19 protein-coding genes are annotated in these 16,208 nt (G+C 72.6%); 14 read left to right on the top strand and 5 right to left on the bottom strand.

Annotation, left to right across the window (positions count from 1 at the left end; translation table 11 throughout):
• Window positions 1–44 precede the first annotated feature (44 nt).
• Entirely contained in the window at window positions 45–485 is a 441-nt protein-coding gene (locus ACT3SP_RS12205; RefSeq protein WP_444587564.1) for a DUF3054 domain-containing protein, read from the bottom strand.
• A gap of 151 nt (window positions 486–636) precedes the next feature.
• Here ACT3SP_RS12205 and ACT3SP_RS12200 point away from each other — a divergent pair, with 151 nt between their 5' ends.
• The 7 genes from ACT3SP_RS12200 to ACT3SP_RS12170 all read left to right on the top strand — a co-directional run bounded on the left by ACT3SP_RS12200 (window position 637) and on the right by ACT3SP_RS12170 (window position 5,602).
• Complete coding sequence (locus tag ACT3SP_RS12200) at window positions 637–1,770, top strand: histidinol-phosphate transaminase (protein WP_444587563.1); 1,134 nt, start codon at window positions 637–639, stop codon at window positions 1,768–1,770.
• Window positions 1,767–2,387, top strand: a complete 621-nt coding sequence (hisB, locus tag ACT3SP_RS12195; RefSeq protein WP_444587562.1) for an imidazoleglycerol-phosphate dehydratase HisB — start codon at window positions 1,767–1,769, stop codon at window positions 2,385–2,387. Before ACT3SP_RS12200 ends, hisB begins: the two co-directional genes overlap by 4 nt.
• The gene (locus tag ACT3SP_RS12190; RefSeq protein WP_444587561.1) at window positions 2,384–3,043 is read left to right on the top strand and encodes a hypothetical protein; all 660 of its coding nucleotides are present in this window, start codon (window positions 2,384–2,386) and stop codon (window positions 3,041–3,043) included. The genes hisB and ACT3SP_RS12190 overlap by 4 nt, the downstream gene beginning before the upstream one ends.
• A gap of 35 nt (window positions 3,044–3,078) precedes the next feature.
• Entirely contained in the window at window positions 3,079–3,783 is a 705-nt protein-coding gene (gene hisH, locus ACT3SP_RS12185) for an imidazole glycerol phosphate synthase subunit HisH (RefSeq protein ID WP_444587712.1), read from the top strand.
• On the top strand, window positions 3,780–3,938 hold the full coding sequence (locus ACT3SP_RS12180; RefSeq protein WP_444587560.1) for a hypothetical protein: 159 nt from the start codon (window positions 3,780–3,782) through the stop codon (window positions 3,936–3,938). The genes hisH and ACT3SP_RS12180 overlap by 4 nt, the downstream gene beginning before the upstream one ends.
• Before the next feature lie 81 nt (window positions 3,939–4,019).
• Window positions 4,020–4,754 (top strand): bifunctional 1-(5-phosphoribosyl)-5-((5-phosphoribosylamino)methylideneamino)imidazole-4-carboxamide isomerase/phosphoribosylanthranilate isomerase PriA, encoded by a 735-nt coding sequence (gene priA, locus ACT3SP_RS12175; RefSeq protein ID WP_444587559.1) that lies wholly within the window; start codon window positions 4,020–4,022, stop codon window positions 4,752–4,754.
• Window positions 4,751–5,602, top strand: a complete 852-nt coding sequence (locus ACT3SP_RS12170) for an SseB family protein (protein ID WP_444587558.1) — start codon at window positions 4,751–4,753, stop codon at window positions 5,600–5,602. The genes priA and ACT3SP_RS12170 overlap by 4 nt, the downstream gene beginning before the upstream one ends.
• 139 nt (window positions 5,603–5,741) lie before the next feature.
• Here the strand turns inward: ACT3SP_RS12170 and ACT3SP_RS12165 are convergent, their stop codons facing one another.
• A complete protein-coding gene (locus ACT3SP_RS12165) occupies window positions 5,742–6,059 on the bottom strand; it encodes a DUF1844 domain-containing protein (RefSeq protein ID WP_444587711.1) in 318 nt (105 codons plus the stop codon).
• Window positions 6,060–6,298: 239 nt separating this feature from the next.
• Window positions 6,299–7,177 carry a DUF4352 domain-containing protein gene (locus ACT3SP_RS12160; RefSeq protein WP_444587557.1) on the bottom strand — a complete coding sequence of 293 codons (879 nt, stop codon included), beginning with the start codon at window positions 7,175–7,177 and terminating at the stop codon, window positions 6,299–6,301.
• Window positions 7,178–7,474: 297 nt separating this feature from the next.
• Here ACT3SP_RS12160 and infC point away from each other — a divergent pair, with 297 nt between their 5' ends.
• The 7 genes from infC to ACT3SP_RS12125 all read left to right on the top strand — a co-directional run bounded on the left by infC (window position 7,475) and on the right by ACT3SP_RS12125 (window position 13,709).
• Window positions 7,475–8,101 (top strand): translation initiation factor IF-3, encoded by a 627-nt coding sequence (infC, locus tag ACT3SP_RS12155; RefSeq protein WP_444587710.1) that lies wholly within the window; start codon window positions 7,475–7,477, stop codon window positions 8,099–8,101.
• A 25-nt stretch (window positions 8,102–8,126) separates the two neighbouring features.
• Complete coding sequence (gene rpmI / locus ACT3SP_RS12150; RefSeq protein ID WP_444587556.1) at window positions 8,127–8,321, top strand: 50S ribosomal protein L35; 195 nt, start codon at window positions 8,127–8,129, stop codon at window positions 8,319–8,321.
• Window positions 8,322–8,379: 58 nt separating this feature from the next.
• Window positions 8,380–8,760: a 50S ribosomal protein L20 gene (rplT, locus tag ACT3SP_RS12145; RefSeq protein ID WP_096798794.1), complete on the top strand. Its 381-nt coding sequence runs from the start codon at window positions 8,380–8,382 to the stop codon at window positions 8,758–8,760.
• A gap of 19 nt (window positions 8,761–8,779) precedes the next feature.
• Window positions 8,780–9,694 carry a TrmH family RNA methyltransferase gene (locus ACT3SP_RS12140; RefSeq protein WP_444587555.1) on the top strand — a complete coding sequence of 305 codons (915 nt, stop codon included), beginning with the start codon at window positions 8,780–8,782 and terminating at the stop codon, window positions 9,692–9,694.
• On the top strand, window positions 9,691–11,835 hold the full coding sequence (locus ACT3SP_RS12135) for a cytochrome c oxidase assembly protein (RefSeq protein ID WP_444587554.1): 2,145 nt from the start codon (window positions 9,691–9,693) through the stop codon (window positions 11,833–11,835). The genes ACT3SP_RS12140 and ACT3SP_RS12135 overlap by 4 nt, the downstream gene beginning before the upstream one ends.
• Window positions 11,836–11,940: 105 nt before the next feature.
• Window positions 11,941–12,774, top strand: coding sequence for a methyltransferase (locus ACT3SP_RS12130; RefSeq protein WP_444587553.1), 834 nt, complete (start codon window positions 11,941–11,943; stop codon window positions 12,772–12,774).
• A gap of 233 nt (window positions 12,775–13,007) precedes the next feature.
• The gene (locus tag ACT3SP_RS12125; protein WP_444587552.1) at window positions 13,008–13,709 is read left to right on the top strand and encodes a MerR family transcriptional regulator; all 702 of its coding nucleotides are present in this window, start codon (window positions 13,008–13,010) and stop codon (window positions 13,707–13,709) included.
• A gap of 8 nt (window positions 13,710–13,717) precedes the next feature.
• On the opposite strand, the gene ACT3SP_RS12120 is transcribed toward ACT3SP_RS12125, so the two are convergent.
• Together ACT3SP_RS12120 and ACT3SP_RS12115 are read right to left on the bottom strand one after the other, a co-directional pair.
• On the bottom strand, window positions 13,718–15,589 hold the full coding sequence (locus tag ACT3SP_RS12120; protein ID WP_444587551.1) for a S9 family peptidase: 1,872 nt from the start codon (window positions 15,587–15,589) through the stop codon (window positions 13,718–13,720).
• Window positions 15,589–16,208: DUF3159 domain-containing protein (locus tag ACT3SP_RS12115; protein ID WP_444587550.1), on the bottom strand; the 620-nt coding region annotated here is incomplete at its 5' end. The genes ACT3SP_RS12120 and ACT3SP_RS12115, both read right to left, overlap by 1 nt.

The raw sequence follows: 16,208 nt of genomic DNA, 5'->3' as shown, positions 1-16,208 counted from the left end.
GCGGGCGGTGATGACGCAGTCGGCGCTCCTGCAGGTCGGGACGGTCAGGAGACGGTCTCGTCCGCGGGATCCGTCGTCCCGGTGCCCGTCGTCCCCGTGCCGGTCGCCGGTCGGTCCGTCGGCGCGTCCCGCTCGCCGCGGGTGAGGAACAGCGCGAGCGCGCGCCAGCCGAGCATCAGCACACCGGTCACGATCGCGGTGGTGATGACGAAGGACACCTCGGTGCCCGCCGAGAACAGGGTGCGCAGCGCCATCGCGGTCGCGAGCGTGATCGCCCACACGAACACCCCGTGCGGCCAGATCCGGAAGGGCGCGCGCCAGGCGCGGATCGCGAGATGGCCCAGCAGCACGCCGACGGCGAACGGCCAGCCGACGATGAAGAGGTTCTCCGTGGTCAGCGGCGTGCCGTGCTGCACGAAGCCGATCGCGACGAAGAGGATGACGACCAGCAGGTCGCCGACCAGGGCACCCAGGGAGCGGAACATCCTTCCAGGGTACTGACACCCGTCGGTGCGGCGGTCGTCGCGGCGGCCGGCTGTGAAGGGCGCCACGGCGGCGGCGGACCGTGCTGCGGAGCACCTCGCCGACGGACGGACGGAGAGGTCGCGGCGGCGTGACGGCACTTACCATGGAGCCATGCCAGCGAACCCAGCTCCGACCCTCGGGACCTCCGCGCTGCCCGCCCCGCGCGAGGGCATCGCGGGCGCCGCCCCCTACGGCGCGCCCCAGCTCGCGGTCGAGCATGCGCTGAACGTCAACGAGAACCCCTACGGTCCCTCCGCGGAGCTCGCCGCCGCCATCGGACGCGCCGCGGCGGACGCCGCCGTCGGCCTGAACCGGTACCCGGACCGCGAGGCGCTGGACCTGCGCCGTGAGCTCGGGGAGTACCTCGCCGCCGAGTCCGGGATCCCGGCGCCCGCCGCCGAATCGGTCTGGGCGGCGAACGGCTCGAACGAGGTCATGCACCAGCTGCTGCTCGCCTACGGCGGCCCCGGACGCACGGCGCTCGGCTTCACGCCGCACTACTCGATGTATCCCGAGTACGCGCGCGACACCTACACCTCCTGGGTCACGGCCGAGCGGGGCCCCGCCCCCGACTTCGCCCTGGGCGTCGAGGCCGTCACCGCGGCGATCGCCGCGCACCGCCCGGACATCGTGGTGCTCACCAGCCCGAACAACCCCACCGGCACGGCGCTGGACCTCGAGGTCGTCGAGGCGGCCGCCGAGCAGCTCGCCGGGCACCGCGGCCTGCTGGTCGTCGACGAGGCCTACGGCGAGTTCCGCCGCGACGGCGTGCCCAGCGCCCTCACCCTGCTGCCCGCTCACCGCAACCTCGTCGTGGCCCGCACCATGTCCAAGGCCTTCGCGCTCGCCGGCGCACGGCTCGGCTACCTGGTCGCCGATCCGGCGATCGTCGACACCGTCCGCGTGGTGCGCCTGCCCTACCACCTCTCGGCCGTCACCCAGGCCGTGGCCCGCACCGCGCTGGCCCACCGCGAGGAGCTGCTGGGGAAGGTGGCGCTGCTGCGCACCGAGCGCGACGCCCTCGCCGCGCACCTCGCCGACCGCGGCCACGACGTGGCCCCGTCCGATGCGAACTTCGTCCTCTTCCGTGCCTTCTCCGACCGCGACGTCGTCTTCCGGGCGCTGCTGGAGCGCGGCGTGCTGATCCGCGCCGTCGGTCCCGCCGGCTGGCTGCGCGTGAGCGTCGGCACCTCCGAGGACAACACCGCTTTCCGCACCGCCCTCGAGGAGGCCGACCCCCGATGACCCCCACCGACGCCCGACCGTCGCGCACCGCGACCCTCCGCCGCACCACCCGTGAGTCCTCGATCGAGCTCAGCCTCGACATCGACGGCACCGGACAGGTCGACGTCTCCACCTCCGTGCCCTTCTTCGACCACATGCTCACGGCGCTGGGCACCCACGCCCGCTTCGACCTGAAGGTGTCGGCGACAGGCGATACCCACATCGACGCCCACCACACCGTCGAGGACACCGCGATCGTGCTCGGGCAGGCGCTGCGCGAGGCGCTCGGGGACAAGAAGGGCATCGCCCGCTTCGGCGACGCGCTGGTGCCCCTGGACGAGTCCCTCGCCCAGGCCGTCGTGGACCTCTCGGGCCGGCCCTACTGCGTGCACACCGGCGAGAGCGAGGCCCAGGCCCTGCACCTCATCGGCGGGCACTTCACCGGTTCGCTGACCCGTCACGTCTTCGAGTCCCTCGCCCACCACGCCGCGATCTGCCTGCACATCCGGCTGATCGACGGCCGCGACCCCCACCACGTCGTCGAGGCCCAGTTCAAGGCGCTCGCCCGCGCGCTGCGTGCGGCCTGTGCCTACGATGACCGCGTCCTCGACGTCCCCTCGACCAAGGGAGCACTATGAGCACCGTCGACCCCGAGGACCCGCGTCGCGACGGGTCCGGTGACCAGCCCGACGGGCCCGGAGACCAGCAGGAGGGCTCCGGCCGCCCCGCCGACGACATCGACGCGGAGTTCGCCCGCCTCACCGAGAGCCTCTCCCTCGACGACGCCCCGCTGACCGTCGAGGACGTGCTCTCCGACGCCGACGCCGCCGCGGAGGAGGACGAGGTGCCCACCATCGCGGTGATCGCCACCTCGGTCGCCTCCGCGAAGGCGCTGGCCGGCGTGATCCGGCTGGGCCGCGAGGCCCGCACCGACGATCTCGACATCCCCGTCGGCACCCGCACCCTGGACTCCAGCACAGGTGCGATCGCCGTCGGGCCGCTCGCCGAGGCCGCCGCGCACGATCTGGCCGCGATCGCGTCCACCGCCCTGCAGCGCAACGGGATCGTGCTGTTCTGGCGTCGCGGCGACCGCATGACCGCCACCCGCTACAAGAACGGGGAGCGGGGCGAGGACATCTCTCCCGCCATCGTGCTCGGGGCGGTGGACGACGTCGTCGAGGCGCTGCTGCTGGGCGCCACGGATCTCGGCGATCTCGGCGAGGGCCTGGACCCGGCCGCGCTCAGCCGCGCCGAGGCGCTGGAGTGGATCGCCTCGGGGAAGAAGCGCAAGTGACCGCCGAGCAGGCCCGGATGACCGAGCAGGCCCGGATGACCGAGCAGGCGCAGCGGCCCGGCACCTCTCCCGCCCCGCGTCCCGCCCCGCGCGTGGTCGTCCTCGACCACGGCTCCGGCAACGTCCGCTCGGTGGTCCGCGCTCTCGAGGCGGCCGGTGCGGAGGTCGAGCTCACCGCGGACCGCGACCGCGCCCTCACGGCCGACGGGCTGGTGGTGCCCGGCGTCGGCGCCTTCGCGGCCACGGCCGAGCAGATCCGGGCGGTGGGCGGGGACCGCATCGTCGAGCGTCGCCTCGCCGGCGGGCGCCCCGTGCTCGGCATCTGCGTGGGTCTGCAGGTCATGTTCGAGACCGGCGACGAGCACGGCGAACGGGCCGCGGGCCTGGGCCAGTGGCCCGGCGAGGTGACCCGCCTGCAGGCGGCCGTGGTCCCCCACATGGGCTGGAACACCGTGGACGCCCCCACCGGGAGCACCCTGTTCTCGGGCATCGAGCACGAGCGCTTCTACTTCGTCCACTCCTACGCCGCGCGCCGCTGGGAGATGGAGCAGATCGGCTCGATCACGCCGCCGCAGGTCACCTGGGCCGAGCACGGCGGCGACCGCTTCATCGCCGCGGTCGAGAACGGTGCGCTGACCGCGACCCAGTTCCACCCGGAGAAGTCCGGGGACGCCGGGGCCGCCCTGCTGGCCAACTGGCTGCGCACCCTGCCGCGCCGCAGCGCGGAGGGCTCCGCATGATCCTCGCCTTCCTGGTGCTCTTCGCCGGCGGCATGATGATCGGCGGCGCCTGGTCCTTCCACCGCTCGAAGAAGCCCTGGTGGTCCGTCGTCGGCCTCGCGCTGCTGGGCCTGCTCTGCTTCGGCATCGCGATCTGGCGGATCCAGACGGGCTGATCCGCTCCGGGCGCCCGCGCCCTCCCACACCCCCACACCGTCCGGGCCCGGCCCGCACCACCGCTTCCAGGAGGCACCCCCATGACCGCTCCCGTGCTCGAGCTGCTCCCCGCCGTCGACGTCCAGGGCGGCCAGGCCGTCCGCCTCGTCCAGGGCGAGGCCGGCTCCGAGACCGCCTACGGCGCCCCGCTGGACGCCGCTCTCGCCTTCCAGGAGGGGGGTGCGAGCTGGCTGCACCTGGTGGACCTCGACGCCGCCTTCGGCCGCGGCTCGAACTCGTCGCTGCTGGCCGAGGTGGTCGCCGCCGTCGACATGAACGTCGAGCTGTCCGGCGGCATCCGGGACGACGACTCGCTGGCCGCAGCGCTCGCGACCGGCTGCCGACGGGTCAACCTCGGCACCGCCGCCCTCGAGAACCCCGAGTGGACCGCGGAGATCATCGCCGAGCACGGCGACCGCATCGCCGTCGGCCTCGACGTGCGCGGCACCACCCTCGCCGCCCGCGGCTGGACCCGTGAGGGCGGGGACCTGTGGGAGACCCTGGAGCGGCTCGACGAGGCCGGCTGCCAGCGCTACGTCGTCACCGACGTCACGAAGGACGGCACCCTGCGCGGTCCCAACCTCGATCTGCTGCGGGACGTCTGCGATCGCACCGAGGCCAAGGTCGTCGCCTCCGGAGGCATCTCCTCCCTCGATGACCTGAGGGCGCTGCGCTCGCTGGTCCCGCTCGGGGTCGAGGGCACGATCGTCGGCAAGGCCCTGTACGCGCAGGCGTTCACGATGGGCGAGGCGCTCGACGTCGCGGGGCGCCCATGACCTCGGGGCAGGGCAGCGGCGCCGGCCCGGGGCGGGCCGGTGACGCGTCGGCCGGCGAGCAGGCCCGCAGGGCCCTCCCCGCCCACTTCCAGGAGAAGTCCCCCCTCACCGACACCGCCGGCGTGACCTGGGAGGGGCGCGACTACACCGTCAGCCCTTTCCCGGGCGATGACGGCACGACGCCCGACGGGGTCGCCGCGGCGCTCGCCGCACACCGCGCCGGCGAGGATCCCCATCGCCGCGATCTCGTCGCAGCGCTGGCCGAATCCCGCGTGCTGGTGCCGATCATGGCGGTCGCCTCCTCGACGGGCACCACTGCCCACGGACTGACCGGGGACAACGGTGCCGACATGGCCATGGTCTCGATCACCGCGCCTGACGGCACCACGGTGCTGCCGCTGTTCACCTCGGTGGAGACGCTCGGCGCCTGGCGCTCCGACGCGCGACCCGTGCCCGTCGTCGCCCCGCAGGCGGCGCAGGCCGCGGTCCAGGAGGGATGCACGGCGCTGGTGCTGGACCCGGCGACCCCCGCCGAGGAGGGAGGGGCCGTCCTGCTGCCCCGCTCGGTGCTGTGGGCGCTCGCCCAGGGCCGGGCATGGATCCCTCCCCATCAGGACGGCGAGCTCGCCGCGGCCCTCGCCCGGGTGGGCGCGGAGGCTTCGGACGAGGTGGTCGGGCTGGAGGCCCGCGCCGGGGAGCGCGCCGAGGTGGATCTCCACCTCCGACTGCGTCCCGGGCTCACGGCCCCGCAGGTCCGCGAGGTCGTCGACGCGGTCACCGCGGCGCTCGGGGCCGAGCAGATCGTCGCCGAGCGCATCAGCTCCTTGAGGCTCGTGCTGGGCTCCTGAGCCGCCCGTGGCCTGCAGCGCCCGTGGCCTGCAGCGCCCGTGGCCCGCAGCGCCGGTGCCCTGCGCGGCCGGCGTCCTGCGGGCCGGCGTCCTGCGGGCCGGCGTGCTGCGGGGCCGGGCCCCGGAAGGGGCCGGTGGGTCAGGAGACCCGGCCGGTGTACTTCTCGCCGGGGGCCTCGCCGGGGGCGTCCGGGAAGGGCAGCGCCTCCGCGAAGGCCAGCTGCAGGGAGCGCAGTCCGTCGCGCAGCGAGCGGGCGTGCTCGTTGCCGATCTCGGGAGCGGCCGCCGTCACGAGCCCCGCCAGGGCGTTGATCAGCTTCCTCGCCTCGGCGAGATCCTGGTACCGCCCCGACTCCTCGTCCTCGGCCAGCCCCACCTTGACCGCCGCGGCGCTCATCAGGTGCACGCAGGCGGAGGTGATGATCTCGACCGAGGAGACCTCGGCGATGTCCCGCAGCTCCTGGGCCTCGGCGGCGTGCTCGTGCGCCGCGTGCGCGTCCGACCCGTGCTCGTGCGCCGCGTGCGCGTCCGCCCCGTGCTCGTGCGCCGCGTGCTCGGCGGGGGTGGGTGCGGTGCTGTCGTGAAGCTGTTCGTCGGTCACTGCCTGTTCCTTCGTGAGGGGTGCGCGCCCCGGTCGGGGAGCGCGATGGTCGTGGAGCCGGACGGCGCCCGCGGTGCGGGACCGCCGCGGCGAGGTCAGCCGTCGAGGGGGAGCTCCCCGGACTCGCCGATCGCGGAGAGGTCGAGCTGCAGCCCGGTGGGCTCGGTGCCGATGGGAACGTCGTAGACCATGTGGAAGGTCGCGGTGCCGTCGGGCTCGACCACGCCGAAGTGGCTGCTGTCGGCCACGTGGGCCTGCCCGGCCTCCCGGTCCGCCCGGACGCTCTCCCCGTCGGCGGTCAGGAGCGTGACGTTGTCCAGGACCTCGACGCCCGCCGAGGACCGGTTGTCGATCGCGAAGGTGACCACGACGTACTCGCCCTCGGGCTCGACCGCGGTCCCGTCCGTGCCCACCGACCGCAGCCCGACCTCGGTGCTCACCTCGGTGACGGCCACCTCGCCGATCTGCACCTGGCCGGCACCGGACGGCGCTGCCGGCTCCTCCGTGCCGGAGGCGGCGGGAGGATCCTGCGGTCCGTCGGCGCTGAGGGCGCGGACGGCGAGGATCCCGCCGCCGACGGCGATCGCGAGCACCAGCACGGCGACGAGGGACGCCGCGGCGATGAGCAGGCCGCGTCGCGGTCGGGGGGACGCGGAGGGCTCGGACCTCGGAGCAGGACGCCGATTCGGCAGGGCAGGGCGCGGGGGAGGGGTGGGGAACCCCTCCGGGACCGGGCGGAGCACGGCGCGCGGCGCGGTGGCGGGGTGCAGTCCCGTCGCGGGCGCGCCGTCGTAGTCGTAGTCCTGACCGTCGTCGTGATGCGGGGACGCGCTGGTCTCCGGGGCGTCCCCGGTCACCGGGTCCGCGCCGTTCCCCGGAGCGGGAGCGGGGCTGTGCGAGGTGCCTGTCTCCGACGGGAGATCGTGCCCGTCGGGCCGGTCGCCCTCGGCGCGCGCGTCGCGGTCGGTCTCCACCAATACTCCTCGCTGGTCGCAGCATGCGAGCGCGACGCACATCACCTGGACGGCGGGCGCACTCCTGCTAGGATAGACGACTGGAACAGGTCGAGTCCCTCGTCATCCGTTCCTCAAGTGGAGTCCCTTCCCACCTCGTGGCGACCAGCCGCCGGGTCAGTATCGCAGCCGGGCAGCAATGCGCGGTGGTCGGGCAGCAGTGTCCGTCCGGCGCTGTGGCGCGTGCACCTTGGGGCCTCCGCATGACATGCGGGGGCCTTCGTCGTCTTCCGACTCGAATCAAGGTGAGGAGCCAACATCAGCGAACAGCGCATCAATGGTCAGATCAGGGTCCCCAAGGTCCTCCTGGTCGGGCCCGCCGGCGAGCAGGTCGGCGAGGTCCGGGTCGAGGACGCCCTGCGTCTCGCCCAGGAAGCAGATCTCGACCTGGTCGAGGTCGCGCCCGGCGCGAACCCGCCGGTCGCTCGTCTCATGGATTACGGCAAGTACAAGTACGAAGCCAACCTGAAGGCCCGTGAGGCGCGCAAGAACCAGGCGAACACGGTCCAGAAGGAAATCCGGATGGGCCTCAAGATCGACAAGCACGACTACGAGACCAAGCGCCGCAACGTTGAGAAGTTCCTGTCCGGCGGCGACAAGTGCAAGGTCATCATCCGGTTCCGCGGCCGCGAGCAGTCGCGTCCCGAGATGGGCGTCCGGCTCCTCAGCCGCCTGGCCGAGGACGTCTCCGAGTACGGCTTCGTCGAGTCCCACCCGCGGCAGGACGGCCGCAACATGGTGATGGTCTTCGGACCGCACAAGAAGAAGGCCCAGGCCATGGCCGAGGCACGCAAGCGCAAGACCGATGCCGAGAAGGCTGCGGCCCGGGGCCAGGACGAGACGTCCGCTCCCGAGGCCGAGGCCGAGACCGGCTCCGAGTCCTGAGAACGTACGAAGGAGAACAGGCAACATGCCGAAGAACAAGACCCATTCGGGGACCAAGAAGCGCATCCGCGTGACCGGCTCGGGCAAGCTCATGCGGGAGAAGGCGAACGCTCGCCACCTGCTCGAGCACAAGTCCTCCAGCCGCAAGCGCCGCCTGGGCAACGACACCACCGTCGCCAAGGCCGACGTCAAGCGCATGAAGAAGCTGCTGGGCCGCTGATCGCCCACGCGGGAGCACGGCTCCCGCGCCCCTGAACGAACGATCGAAGGAGTATCACGTGGCACGCGTGAAGCGGGCGGTCAACGCCCAGAAGAAGCGTCGGGAGATCCTCGAGCAGGCCAGCGGCTACCGCGGTCAGCGCTCGCGTCTGTACCGCAAGGCGAAGGAGCAGGTGCTGCACTCGCAGACCTACAACTTCCGCGACCGCAAGAAGCGCAAGGGCAACTTCCGCCAGCTGTGGATCCAGCGCATCAATGCGGCGTCCCGCGCCAACGGCCTGACCTACAACCGCCTCATCCAGGGACTCGGCCTGGCCGGCGTCGAGGTCGATCGCCGCATGCTCGCCGAGCTCGCGGTGAACGACGCCCCGGCCTTCGCCGCCCTGGTCGAGGTCGCGAAGAACGCCCTCCCCGAGGACGTCAACGCCCCGGCAGCCTGACATCGCGCCTCACGACGCGATGACCGAGCGCCCGGATCAGTCCCCGATCACCTCCCCCCGCTCCGAGCGGGTGCGGAAGGTGGCGGCACTGGCCGGGCGCTCTGCACGTCGCAAACAGGGACGGTTCCGCGCCGAGGGGCCCCAGGCCGTGCGCTCCCTGCTCGCGCACCGGCCCGAGCTCGCGCTCGAGGTGCACCTCACCGAGCGCGCCGCCGACGCCCATCCGGAGCTCGAGCGCCTCGCCCGCGAGGCAGAGGTCCCGGCGCGCACCGTCGACGAGCAGATCCTGCGCGCCATGGTGCGCGAGAGCGGACCGGCCGACAGGACCGCCGACGCGCGCAGCGACGGGACGGGCGGGTCCGATGCCGGGGGCGCGCTGGTCTCCCCGCAGGGCGTGGTCGCCGTCGGCGCACTGCCTGCCGAGGACCCCGACGCCGCGACCGCCTCGCTGCAGGCGCTGCCCGCCGCCGGCCCCCTCACCGTCGTCGTGCTCCACGAGGTGCGCGACCCCGGCAACGTCGGCACCCTGATCCGCACCGCGGACGCCGCGGGAGCCGATCTCGTGCTGCTGACCCGCACCAGCGCCGACCCGTACTCCCCGAAGGCCGTCCGCGCGAGCGTCGGCAGCCTCTTCCACCTCCCCGTCCTCACCGGCGCCGAGGCCGGCCCGCTCCTCGAGACCCTCGCCGCACGCGACATCACCGCGGCCGCGACCAGCGGTCACGCGGACAGCGAGCTCTTCGACGTCGAGCTGCCCGGGCGTCTGGCCTGGATCCTCGGCAACGAAGCCCGCGGACTGGACGAGGAGACCCTCGCCGCCGCGCCGCTGACCGTGCGGATCCCCCTGTCCGGGCACGCGGAGTCCCTGAACGTGCACACCGCCGCGACCGTGTGCCTGTTCGAGACGCTGCGCCGTCGGCGGGCAGGAGCATGACCGCGCCCACCCGCCTCGAAGGCCCCGCGACCGGTCCGTCCCGTCCCGCCCGCGCCCTCGGCGCCGCGGTCGTGCCGCTGCTGCTCCTGCTCGCCCTGCTCGCGGCGGGGATCGGGATGCTCGCCACCGGGGCGCTGTCCCCGGCGACGCTGGTTCCCGCCTCGCCGCTGGTCACCTTTGGCCTGCCCGTCGTCCGGGTGCTGCACCACCTCGGCCTGCTGCTCGCCGTCGGCGCGGGCGCCACCGCTGTGCTCCTGCTGCCCGGCCCCGCACGGCGCGAGGTCACCGTGCTGGATCCCACCCGCCGCCGCGCCGTGCGCCTGGCCGCCGCCGGAGCGCTGCTGTGGACCCTCGGCGCCTTCGCCCAGATCCCGCTCGGCGGGCTCGAGGCGACCGGCGCCGGCACCGACCTGAACATCTGGGACGTGGCGATGGGCGGCGCCCTCGGCCGGCTGCAGATGCTGGTCGCCGTGCTCGCCGCACTCGCGACCCTCGCCTACGCGCTGGCCCGCTCCACGGTCCTGGCCTGCTGGGGACTGGCCTTCGCCGGCCTCGGCACACTGTCGCTGGGTCTCGTGGGCCACGCCGGGGCGAGCCTGGACCACGTCAACGCCGTCAACGCCATGGCGGTCCACCTCGTCGCGGTCACCGTATGGGCGGGCGGGCTGCTCGCCATCGCCCTGCTCGCACCGCGGCTGGACGATGCGGTGCTGGACACCGTGGTGCGCCGCTACTCGCCCTGGGCGCTGGCCGCCGTGATCGCGCTGGCGCTCAGCGGTCTGATCAGCGCCGGGATCCGACTGTCGGGCTGGGGGGACCTGATCACCACCGGCTACGGCCGCGTGGTGCTGGCCAAGACGATCGGTCTGCTCGCCCTCGCGCTGCTCGGCGCGCAGCAGCGCCGCCGCCTGGGGGAGAGGCTCCGCTTCCGCCACCTCGCCCTCACCGAGGGCGTGCTCATGGCCGCGGTGATCGGTGCGTCGATCGCGCTGGGCCGCTCCGCCCCGCCCGTGCCCCAGTCCGTCCCCGAGATCGGCGAGCTGCGGGTCATGGCGCTGGTCGGCTTCCTCCCGCCGTCCCGTGAGTTCTCGCCCACGACGATGTTCACCGTGATCCAACCGGACTGGATCGCCCTCGCCCTCGCCGCGACCATGGCCGGGCTCTACCTCACCGGAGCGGTGCGCCTGGCCCGACGGGGCGATGCCTGGCCCTGGCATCGCACGCTCGCCTTCGTCGCCGGCTGCGTGGCCTTCGCCTGGGTGCTCTCCGGCGGCGCGGCGGCCTGGGGGAGGTTCCGCTTCGACGCTCACATGGTCCAGCACATGGCCATGATGATGATCGTCCCGCCCCTGTGGGTCCTCGGAGCGCCCGTGACGATGCTGTCGCGGGCGACCGCGCCGCGCACCGACGGCTCCCGCGGGGTGCGCGAGTGGGTGCTGGCCGCCCTCCACTCGGGCTACTCACGGGTGATCTCCTCGCCGCCGCTGGCAGGCCTGATCTTCGCCGGCTCGCTGGTGCTCTTCTACTTCACGCCGCTGTTCGAGCTGGCGATGTACGACCACCTCGGACACGTGCTGATGACCGTGCACTTCCTCGCCTCGGGCTACCTCTTCGCCTGGGTGCTGATCGGCATCGACCCCTCGCAGAAGCCGATCAACCCGGTGCTGAAGCTGCTCACCCTGCTCATCACCCTCGCATTCCACGCGTTCTTCGGGGTGGCGCTGTACTCGGCGACCTGGCTGGTCGCGGAGAGGTGGTACACGGAGCTGGGGATGTACGACCCCGACCGCCTGATGCTGATCCAGGAGCGCGGCGCCTCGATCATGTGGGCGATCTCCGAGGTGCCGACGGTCGGCTACGCGATCGTCGTGGTGGTGCTGTGGATGGGCTCCGAGGACCGCCGCGCCCGACAGTACGACCGCAAGGCCGAACGGGACGGCGGGGCGGAGCTCGCCGCGTACAACGCGTATCTCGCGAGCCTGCGGGGGGAGGGCGCGACAGGAGGCACCGCGACTCCTGGAGCGGGCGAGGAGCCGACCAGCTCGGGGACGGACCGGGGCGAGTCTGCGGAGACCGACGGCACGGAGGGGTCCACGGACTCGGAGACGTCACCGCGTCCTTCGGACGGCCAGCAGGGCTGAGCGCCTGGCAGGATGGAGCGCGACGCACACGGAGGTGCGGATCCATGTGCTTCCCGTGCGGTCCTGGCAGCTCGCTCTGCCTGCTTCTGCTGAACGGAGAGATTCGTGCCCTCGATCCCGCCCACCGTCCGCGAACATTTCGAGACCCCCGAGATCATCCTCGCTTCGGAGAGCACCGCGGCGTCGGGGCTGTGGGACGTCGAGCTGAGCGCGCTGGGAGCGCAGGTGCACATCGGTCGCGACGATGCTGCCGGCGTCGGCGCGGAGACGGGCGACGTCAGTGACGTCGCGGCACGGGGAACAGTGCTGGTCGATCTCGGCTGCGGAGCGGGCCGGTCGAGCATCGCGCTCGGACCGTTCTTCGAGGAGGTCGTCCTGATGGATCTCTCCCCTCGGATGCTCGAGACGGCGGCCGACGGGGTGGCTGCAGTGCGCGGCGGACCCGAAGACGTCACCGCTCATCACCTCGACCTGTACGCGGAACTCGGCACTCGACCCGAACGACCTTCCCCCACGGCTCGGCAGGACGGCTGGGAGCGTGCCCTGAGCCGCGCGGACCTCGCCACCGCAGGGAACGTCCTCTGCTATGTGCGCGGCCGCGACGCCAGGGTGCGAGTGCTCCGCGCTGTCCTGGCGCGCCTCGGACCCGACGCCCGCCTGCTGGTCACGAACCACGTGGTGCCGCCGGAAGGCGTCCAGGAGCTGCGGGACATGGCGCGGAGTGCGGGCGAGGACCCGGAAGCGCTGGGGGAGGACGCCCTGCTGGACACCACTTCTCAGGACGGCTCCTTCGTCCACTGGTTCACACCCGAGTCGCTCGCCGAGGAACTCGGTGCAGCCACCGACGGACCAGTGGATCTGAAGGTCTCGGAGGACGGACTGCGGGCCGCCGCGCTGCTGAGCAGTACCGCGTCCGCAGCCGTCGGCGGGACGGGCTGACCTCCGCAGGCAGCGCGCCGATGTGCGCGAGACCTTGCGCGCCGGGTCCCCGCGGTCGTCACCAGGTCGGCGGAGCGCATCGCGGTTGCAGGACGCCGTCGTGCCCGCCTCACCGGAGCGGAGCCACTGATGCCGTGACGGCGCAGCGGCCGGGTCGCCTGAGAACTGTCACCGTGGCGCATGGCGTAGGTTCGGGGCGAGCGGAGAGGGACCCGACCGGGAGGATGTGACCGATGGCGTGGAGCACGCGGGAGCTCGCCGAGCTCGCGGGGACGTCGCTGCGAGCGGTGCGGCATTACCACGACGAGGGTCTGCTGCCCGAGCCGCCCCGCTCGTCGAACGGGTACAAGCACTACGGGGTGCGGCATCTGATCCAGCTGATGCACATCAGGCGGCTGGTCGACCTCGGCGTGCCGCTGGCGGAGATCCCCACCCTGGAGCCCTCCACCGACAGCTACCGGGAGGTCCTGGAGGCCCTGGCCTCGGAGACCACCGCCGAGATCGACCGCCTGGTCGTGGTCAGGGGTGAGATCGCCCAGCTGCTCGAGGAGCCCCAGGTGTGGGAGATGTCCAGCGGGACGACGGGCAGCACGGACGGTGACTTCCTCACGGTCCTCTCCCGTGTGCTCGACGAGGACTCGCTCCAGGCCTGGCAGCGCGTGGGCGAGTCCATCCCCGACGCACAGGTCCTGGCCGACTTCGAGGCCCTGCCCGAGGAGGCGCCGGCCGAGCTGTGCGAGGACGTCGCGGCACGGATGGCGGTGGCGGTGCGCGGTGCCCTCGCCGCCACCCCCGAGCTGCACGATCCCGGGTTCGGCGAGGGCACCTCGCGTGCCCTGGGGACACGGAGCATCGGCGAGGCCCTGGCCGAGCTGTACTCACCGGCGCAGCTGCGAGTGCTGGTCAGGTGCCACGAGCTGCTGTCCGCCGGATGACGGGTCCTTCATGGGGTCGGGGCGGGCTTCTTCGCCAGATGACGCGCGAGGAACCGATCGGCTGCGTGGTACAGCGCCAGCACGTTCTCAGGATTGAGGATGAAGTGCCCCTCGTCGTCGAAGACCAGGTACTCCACCTCGTTCCCCTGCTCCCGCAGGCCGGCGACGATCCGATCGGAGTTCTCCCGTCGCACCCGCACATCGTTGGCACCCTGCACCACCATCAGCGGGGACCGGATGTCCCCGATCCGGGTGATCGGAGAGCGGGCCGTCATGTCGGCGGCCTGCTCCGCGTCCGAGGGGTCGCCCACGTACCGGTACCAGTTGTTCACGAGCCCTGACCTCGCGTACTCCGGCAGGGACCGCAGGTAGTCGACGAGGTCGGAGACCCCGACGTACTCGACCGCCGCCGCGAAGCGCTCCGGAGTGAACGCGACGCACACGAGCGCGGCATAGCCGCCGTAGGATCCGCCGAACACACCGACCCGCTCGGGGTCCGCGATGCCCTGGGCGACCGCCCAGTCGACGGCGTCGAGGAGATCGTCGTGCATGCGCCCGGCGAACTCGCCCACGCCCGCTTCCATGTGCGCGCGTCCGAAGCCGGCGGAGCCGCGGAACTGGGGCTGCAGCACGGCGTAGCCGCGATTCGCCCAGAGCTGGACGATGGAGTCGTATCTCCACCAGTCCCGCGTCCAGGGCCCTCCGTGGGGCATCAGGACCAGGGGCAGATCCCGCGGCTCCTCGTGCGCGGGGAGCGTGAGATAGGCGGGCAGTCGCAGGCCGTCGCGGGCCGTGATCTCGATGCTCTCGACAGGGGAGAGCAGATCGACGTCCAGATGCTCCAGGCTCCGTGCCAGGAGCCGGCTGCGACCGGTCCGGTGGTCGTAGAGCCAGGTCTGGGGATCCCGGTCGTGCAGGAACGAGACCACCCACCGCCGCTGGTCGACATCGCTGGTGAGCGCACCGATGTCACCGTCGCACAGCGTCCCCACCACCTCGAGGACCTCCGCGAAGTGCGGGTCGAGGGGTTCGGTGTGCATCCGCATCCCGTGATAGCGCACCCCGAGCAGCTCGCCGGTCCGTCGGTGGCGGATGAGCGGGGAGGGCAGGTTCGTGAAGACCAGCGGCCGCGTGTCCAGATCGGCCCGGGGATGGTGATGGATCATCGTCTCCTCCCCGGTGGCCAGGTCGAGGCGGGCCGGATGCAGGTGGTCGGTGCCCTGATAGGAGCCGAACCAGATGCTCGATCCGTCCGGAGCGGCTTCGAAGGGGTGGACGTCCATCGGGTAGGCGTCGCCGTCGAAGGCGGCGATGAGCACCTCGTCGCGCCAGAGCTCCCAGGTGCCGTCCGCCCGCATGGTCCTGCGCAGCAGCGTGTCGCCGGCGAGCATCCAGCTGCTCCCTGCCCCGGGGCCGGGGGCGAGTCGGGACAGGGTGCCGGTACCGATCTCGAGGTCGTAGAGATCGAACTCGGCGGCGTTCTCGGCGTTCATCTGCAAGGTGGCGTGGCCGGGCCGACCCCGTCGGAGCTCGAGACCCTGGACCGTGGCGCCGGGGAACGGGGTGAGGTCCACCGCGGGGGCGTCGGGGTCGTCGAGGTCGATGCGGTAGACGTGCCAGTTCTCGTCGCCGCCGCTGTCCTGCTGGTAGAGGAGATGGCGGGAGTCGTCGGCCCAGAGGTATCGGACGATGGAGCGGGAGTCGTCGGCGGTGACGCAGCGGGGCGCCGTGCCGCCGTCGATCTCCTCGACCCAGATGTTGAGCCGTTCGTGCCACATGGACAGGTATGCCAACCGAGTGCCGTCCGGGGAGATCGTGATCCCCGAGCGCTCCGGCGGCCGCAGGAGGCCTTCGATGGTGAGGGTCGAGGTGGCGGACATCAGAGGTTCCTCTCGTCGATCAGGTCGCCGGTGACGGCGTCGTCCTCCCGAGTGCCGGTGGCGGTCTCCTCGAGACGCGCTTCAGCGGCGGTCTCCTCGAGCGACGCCTCGGCGGAGCGGAGCCGCGTCGTGCTGTGGCGGAACGCCCACACCACGACGAGGGCGAGTGCGATGGTCAGCGGTGCTCCCATGACGGTGTCCGCGACTCCCAGAGCGGTGATGTTCCCCGCGACGTACATCCACTGCTGCACGACGAACTTGGCGAGATGCACGACGGCGATGGCCGAGGTCGCGATGACGTGCGCACGGAAGGTGGGACGGTCCTGCCTCCAGGCGTGCGTGCCGCCGTGCACGGCGTTCCAGATGATGCCGGTCAGGGGGCGCCCCGCCACAACGGAGATCGCGGTGGGGATGAAGATCGCCAGGGCGGCCCAGATGCCGATGACGAAGAAGTCCCGCACCGAACCGGTCCAGATCACGATCGCGGCGGCCAGGGCCACGCCGAGCAGGCTGCCGATCGCCGAGGGCACTTTCTCCCCACGGGCCAGACGGATCACGAACAGCACCGCTCCCGCGCCGATCGCGACGGCGAGCGTGGGCATCAGGGAGAGGAAGAGGT

This window comes from Brachybacterium sp. AOP43-C2-M15 (assembly GCF_052446295.1).
Classification (GTDB): domain Bacteria; phylum Actinomycetota; class Actinomycetes; order Actinomycetales; family Dermabacteraceae; genus Brachybacterium.
This window is presented reverse-complemented; position numbering and strand designations above follow the sequence as displayed.

Bases quoted from the DNA above. Each gene is read 5' to 3' on its own strand.
- ACT3SP_RS12205 (WP_444587564.1), bottom strand. From the start codon at position 485: ATGTTCCGCTCCCTGGGTGCCCTGGTCGGCGACCTGCTGGTCGTCATC.
- ACT3SP_RS12200 (WP_444587563.1), top strand. From the start codon at position 637: ATGCCAGCGAACCCAGCTCCGACCCTCGGGACCTCCGCGCTGCCCGCC.
- hisB (WP_444587562.1), top strand. From the start codon at position 1,767: ATGACCCCCACCGACGCCCGACCGTCGCGCACCGCGACCCTCCGCCGC.
- ACT3SP_RS12190 (WP_444587561.1), top strand. From the start codon at position 2,384: ATGAGCACCGTCGACCCCGAGGACCCGCGTCGCGACGGGTCCGGTGAC.
- hisH (WP_444587712.1), top strand. From the start codon at position 3,079: ATGACCGAGCAGGCGCAGCGGCCCGGCACCTCTCCCGCCCCGCGTCCC.
- ACT3SP_RS12180 (WP_444587560.1), top strand. From the start codon at position 3,780: ATGATCCTCGCCTTCCTGGTGCTCTTCGCCGGCGGCATGATGATCGGC.
- priA (WP_444587559.1), top strand. From the start codon at position 4,020: ATGACCGCTCCCGTGCTCGAGCTGCTCCCCGCCGTCGACGTCCAGGGC.
- ACT3SP_RS12170 (WP_444587558.1), top strand. From the start codon at position 4,751: ATGACCTCGGGGCAGGGCAGCGGCGCCGGCCCGGGGCGGGCCGGTGAC.
- rpmI (WP_444587556.1), top strand. From the start codon at position 8,127: ATGCCGAAGAACAAGACCCATTCGGGGACCAAGAAGCGCATCCGCGTG.
- ACT3SP_RS12140 (WP_444587555.1), top strand. From the start codon at position 8,780: ATGACCGAGCGCCCGGATCAGTCCCCGATCACCTCCCCCCGCTCCGAG.
- ACT3SP_RS12135 (WP_444587554.1), top strand. From the start codon at position 9,691: ATGACCGCGCCCACCCGCCTCGAAGGCCCCGCGACCGGTCCGTCCCGT.
- ACT3SP_RS12125 (WP_444587552.1), top strand. From the start codon at position 13,008: ATGGCGTGGAGCACGCGGGAGCTCGCCGAGCTCGCGGGGACGTCGCTG.
- ACT3SP_RS12120 (WP_444587551.1), bottom strand. From the start codon at position 15,589: ATGTCCGCCACCTCGACCCTCACCATCGAAGGCCTCCTGCGGCCGCCG.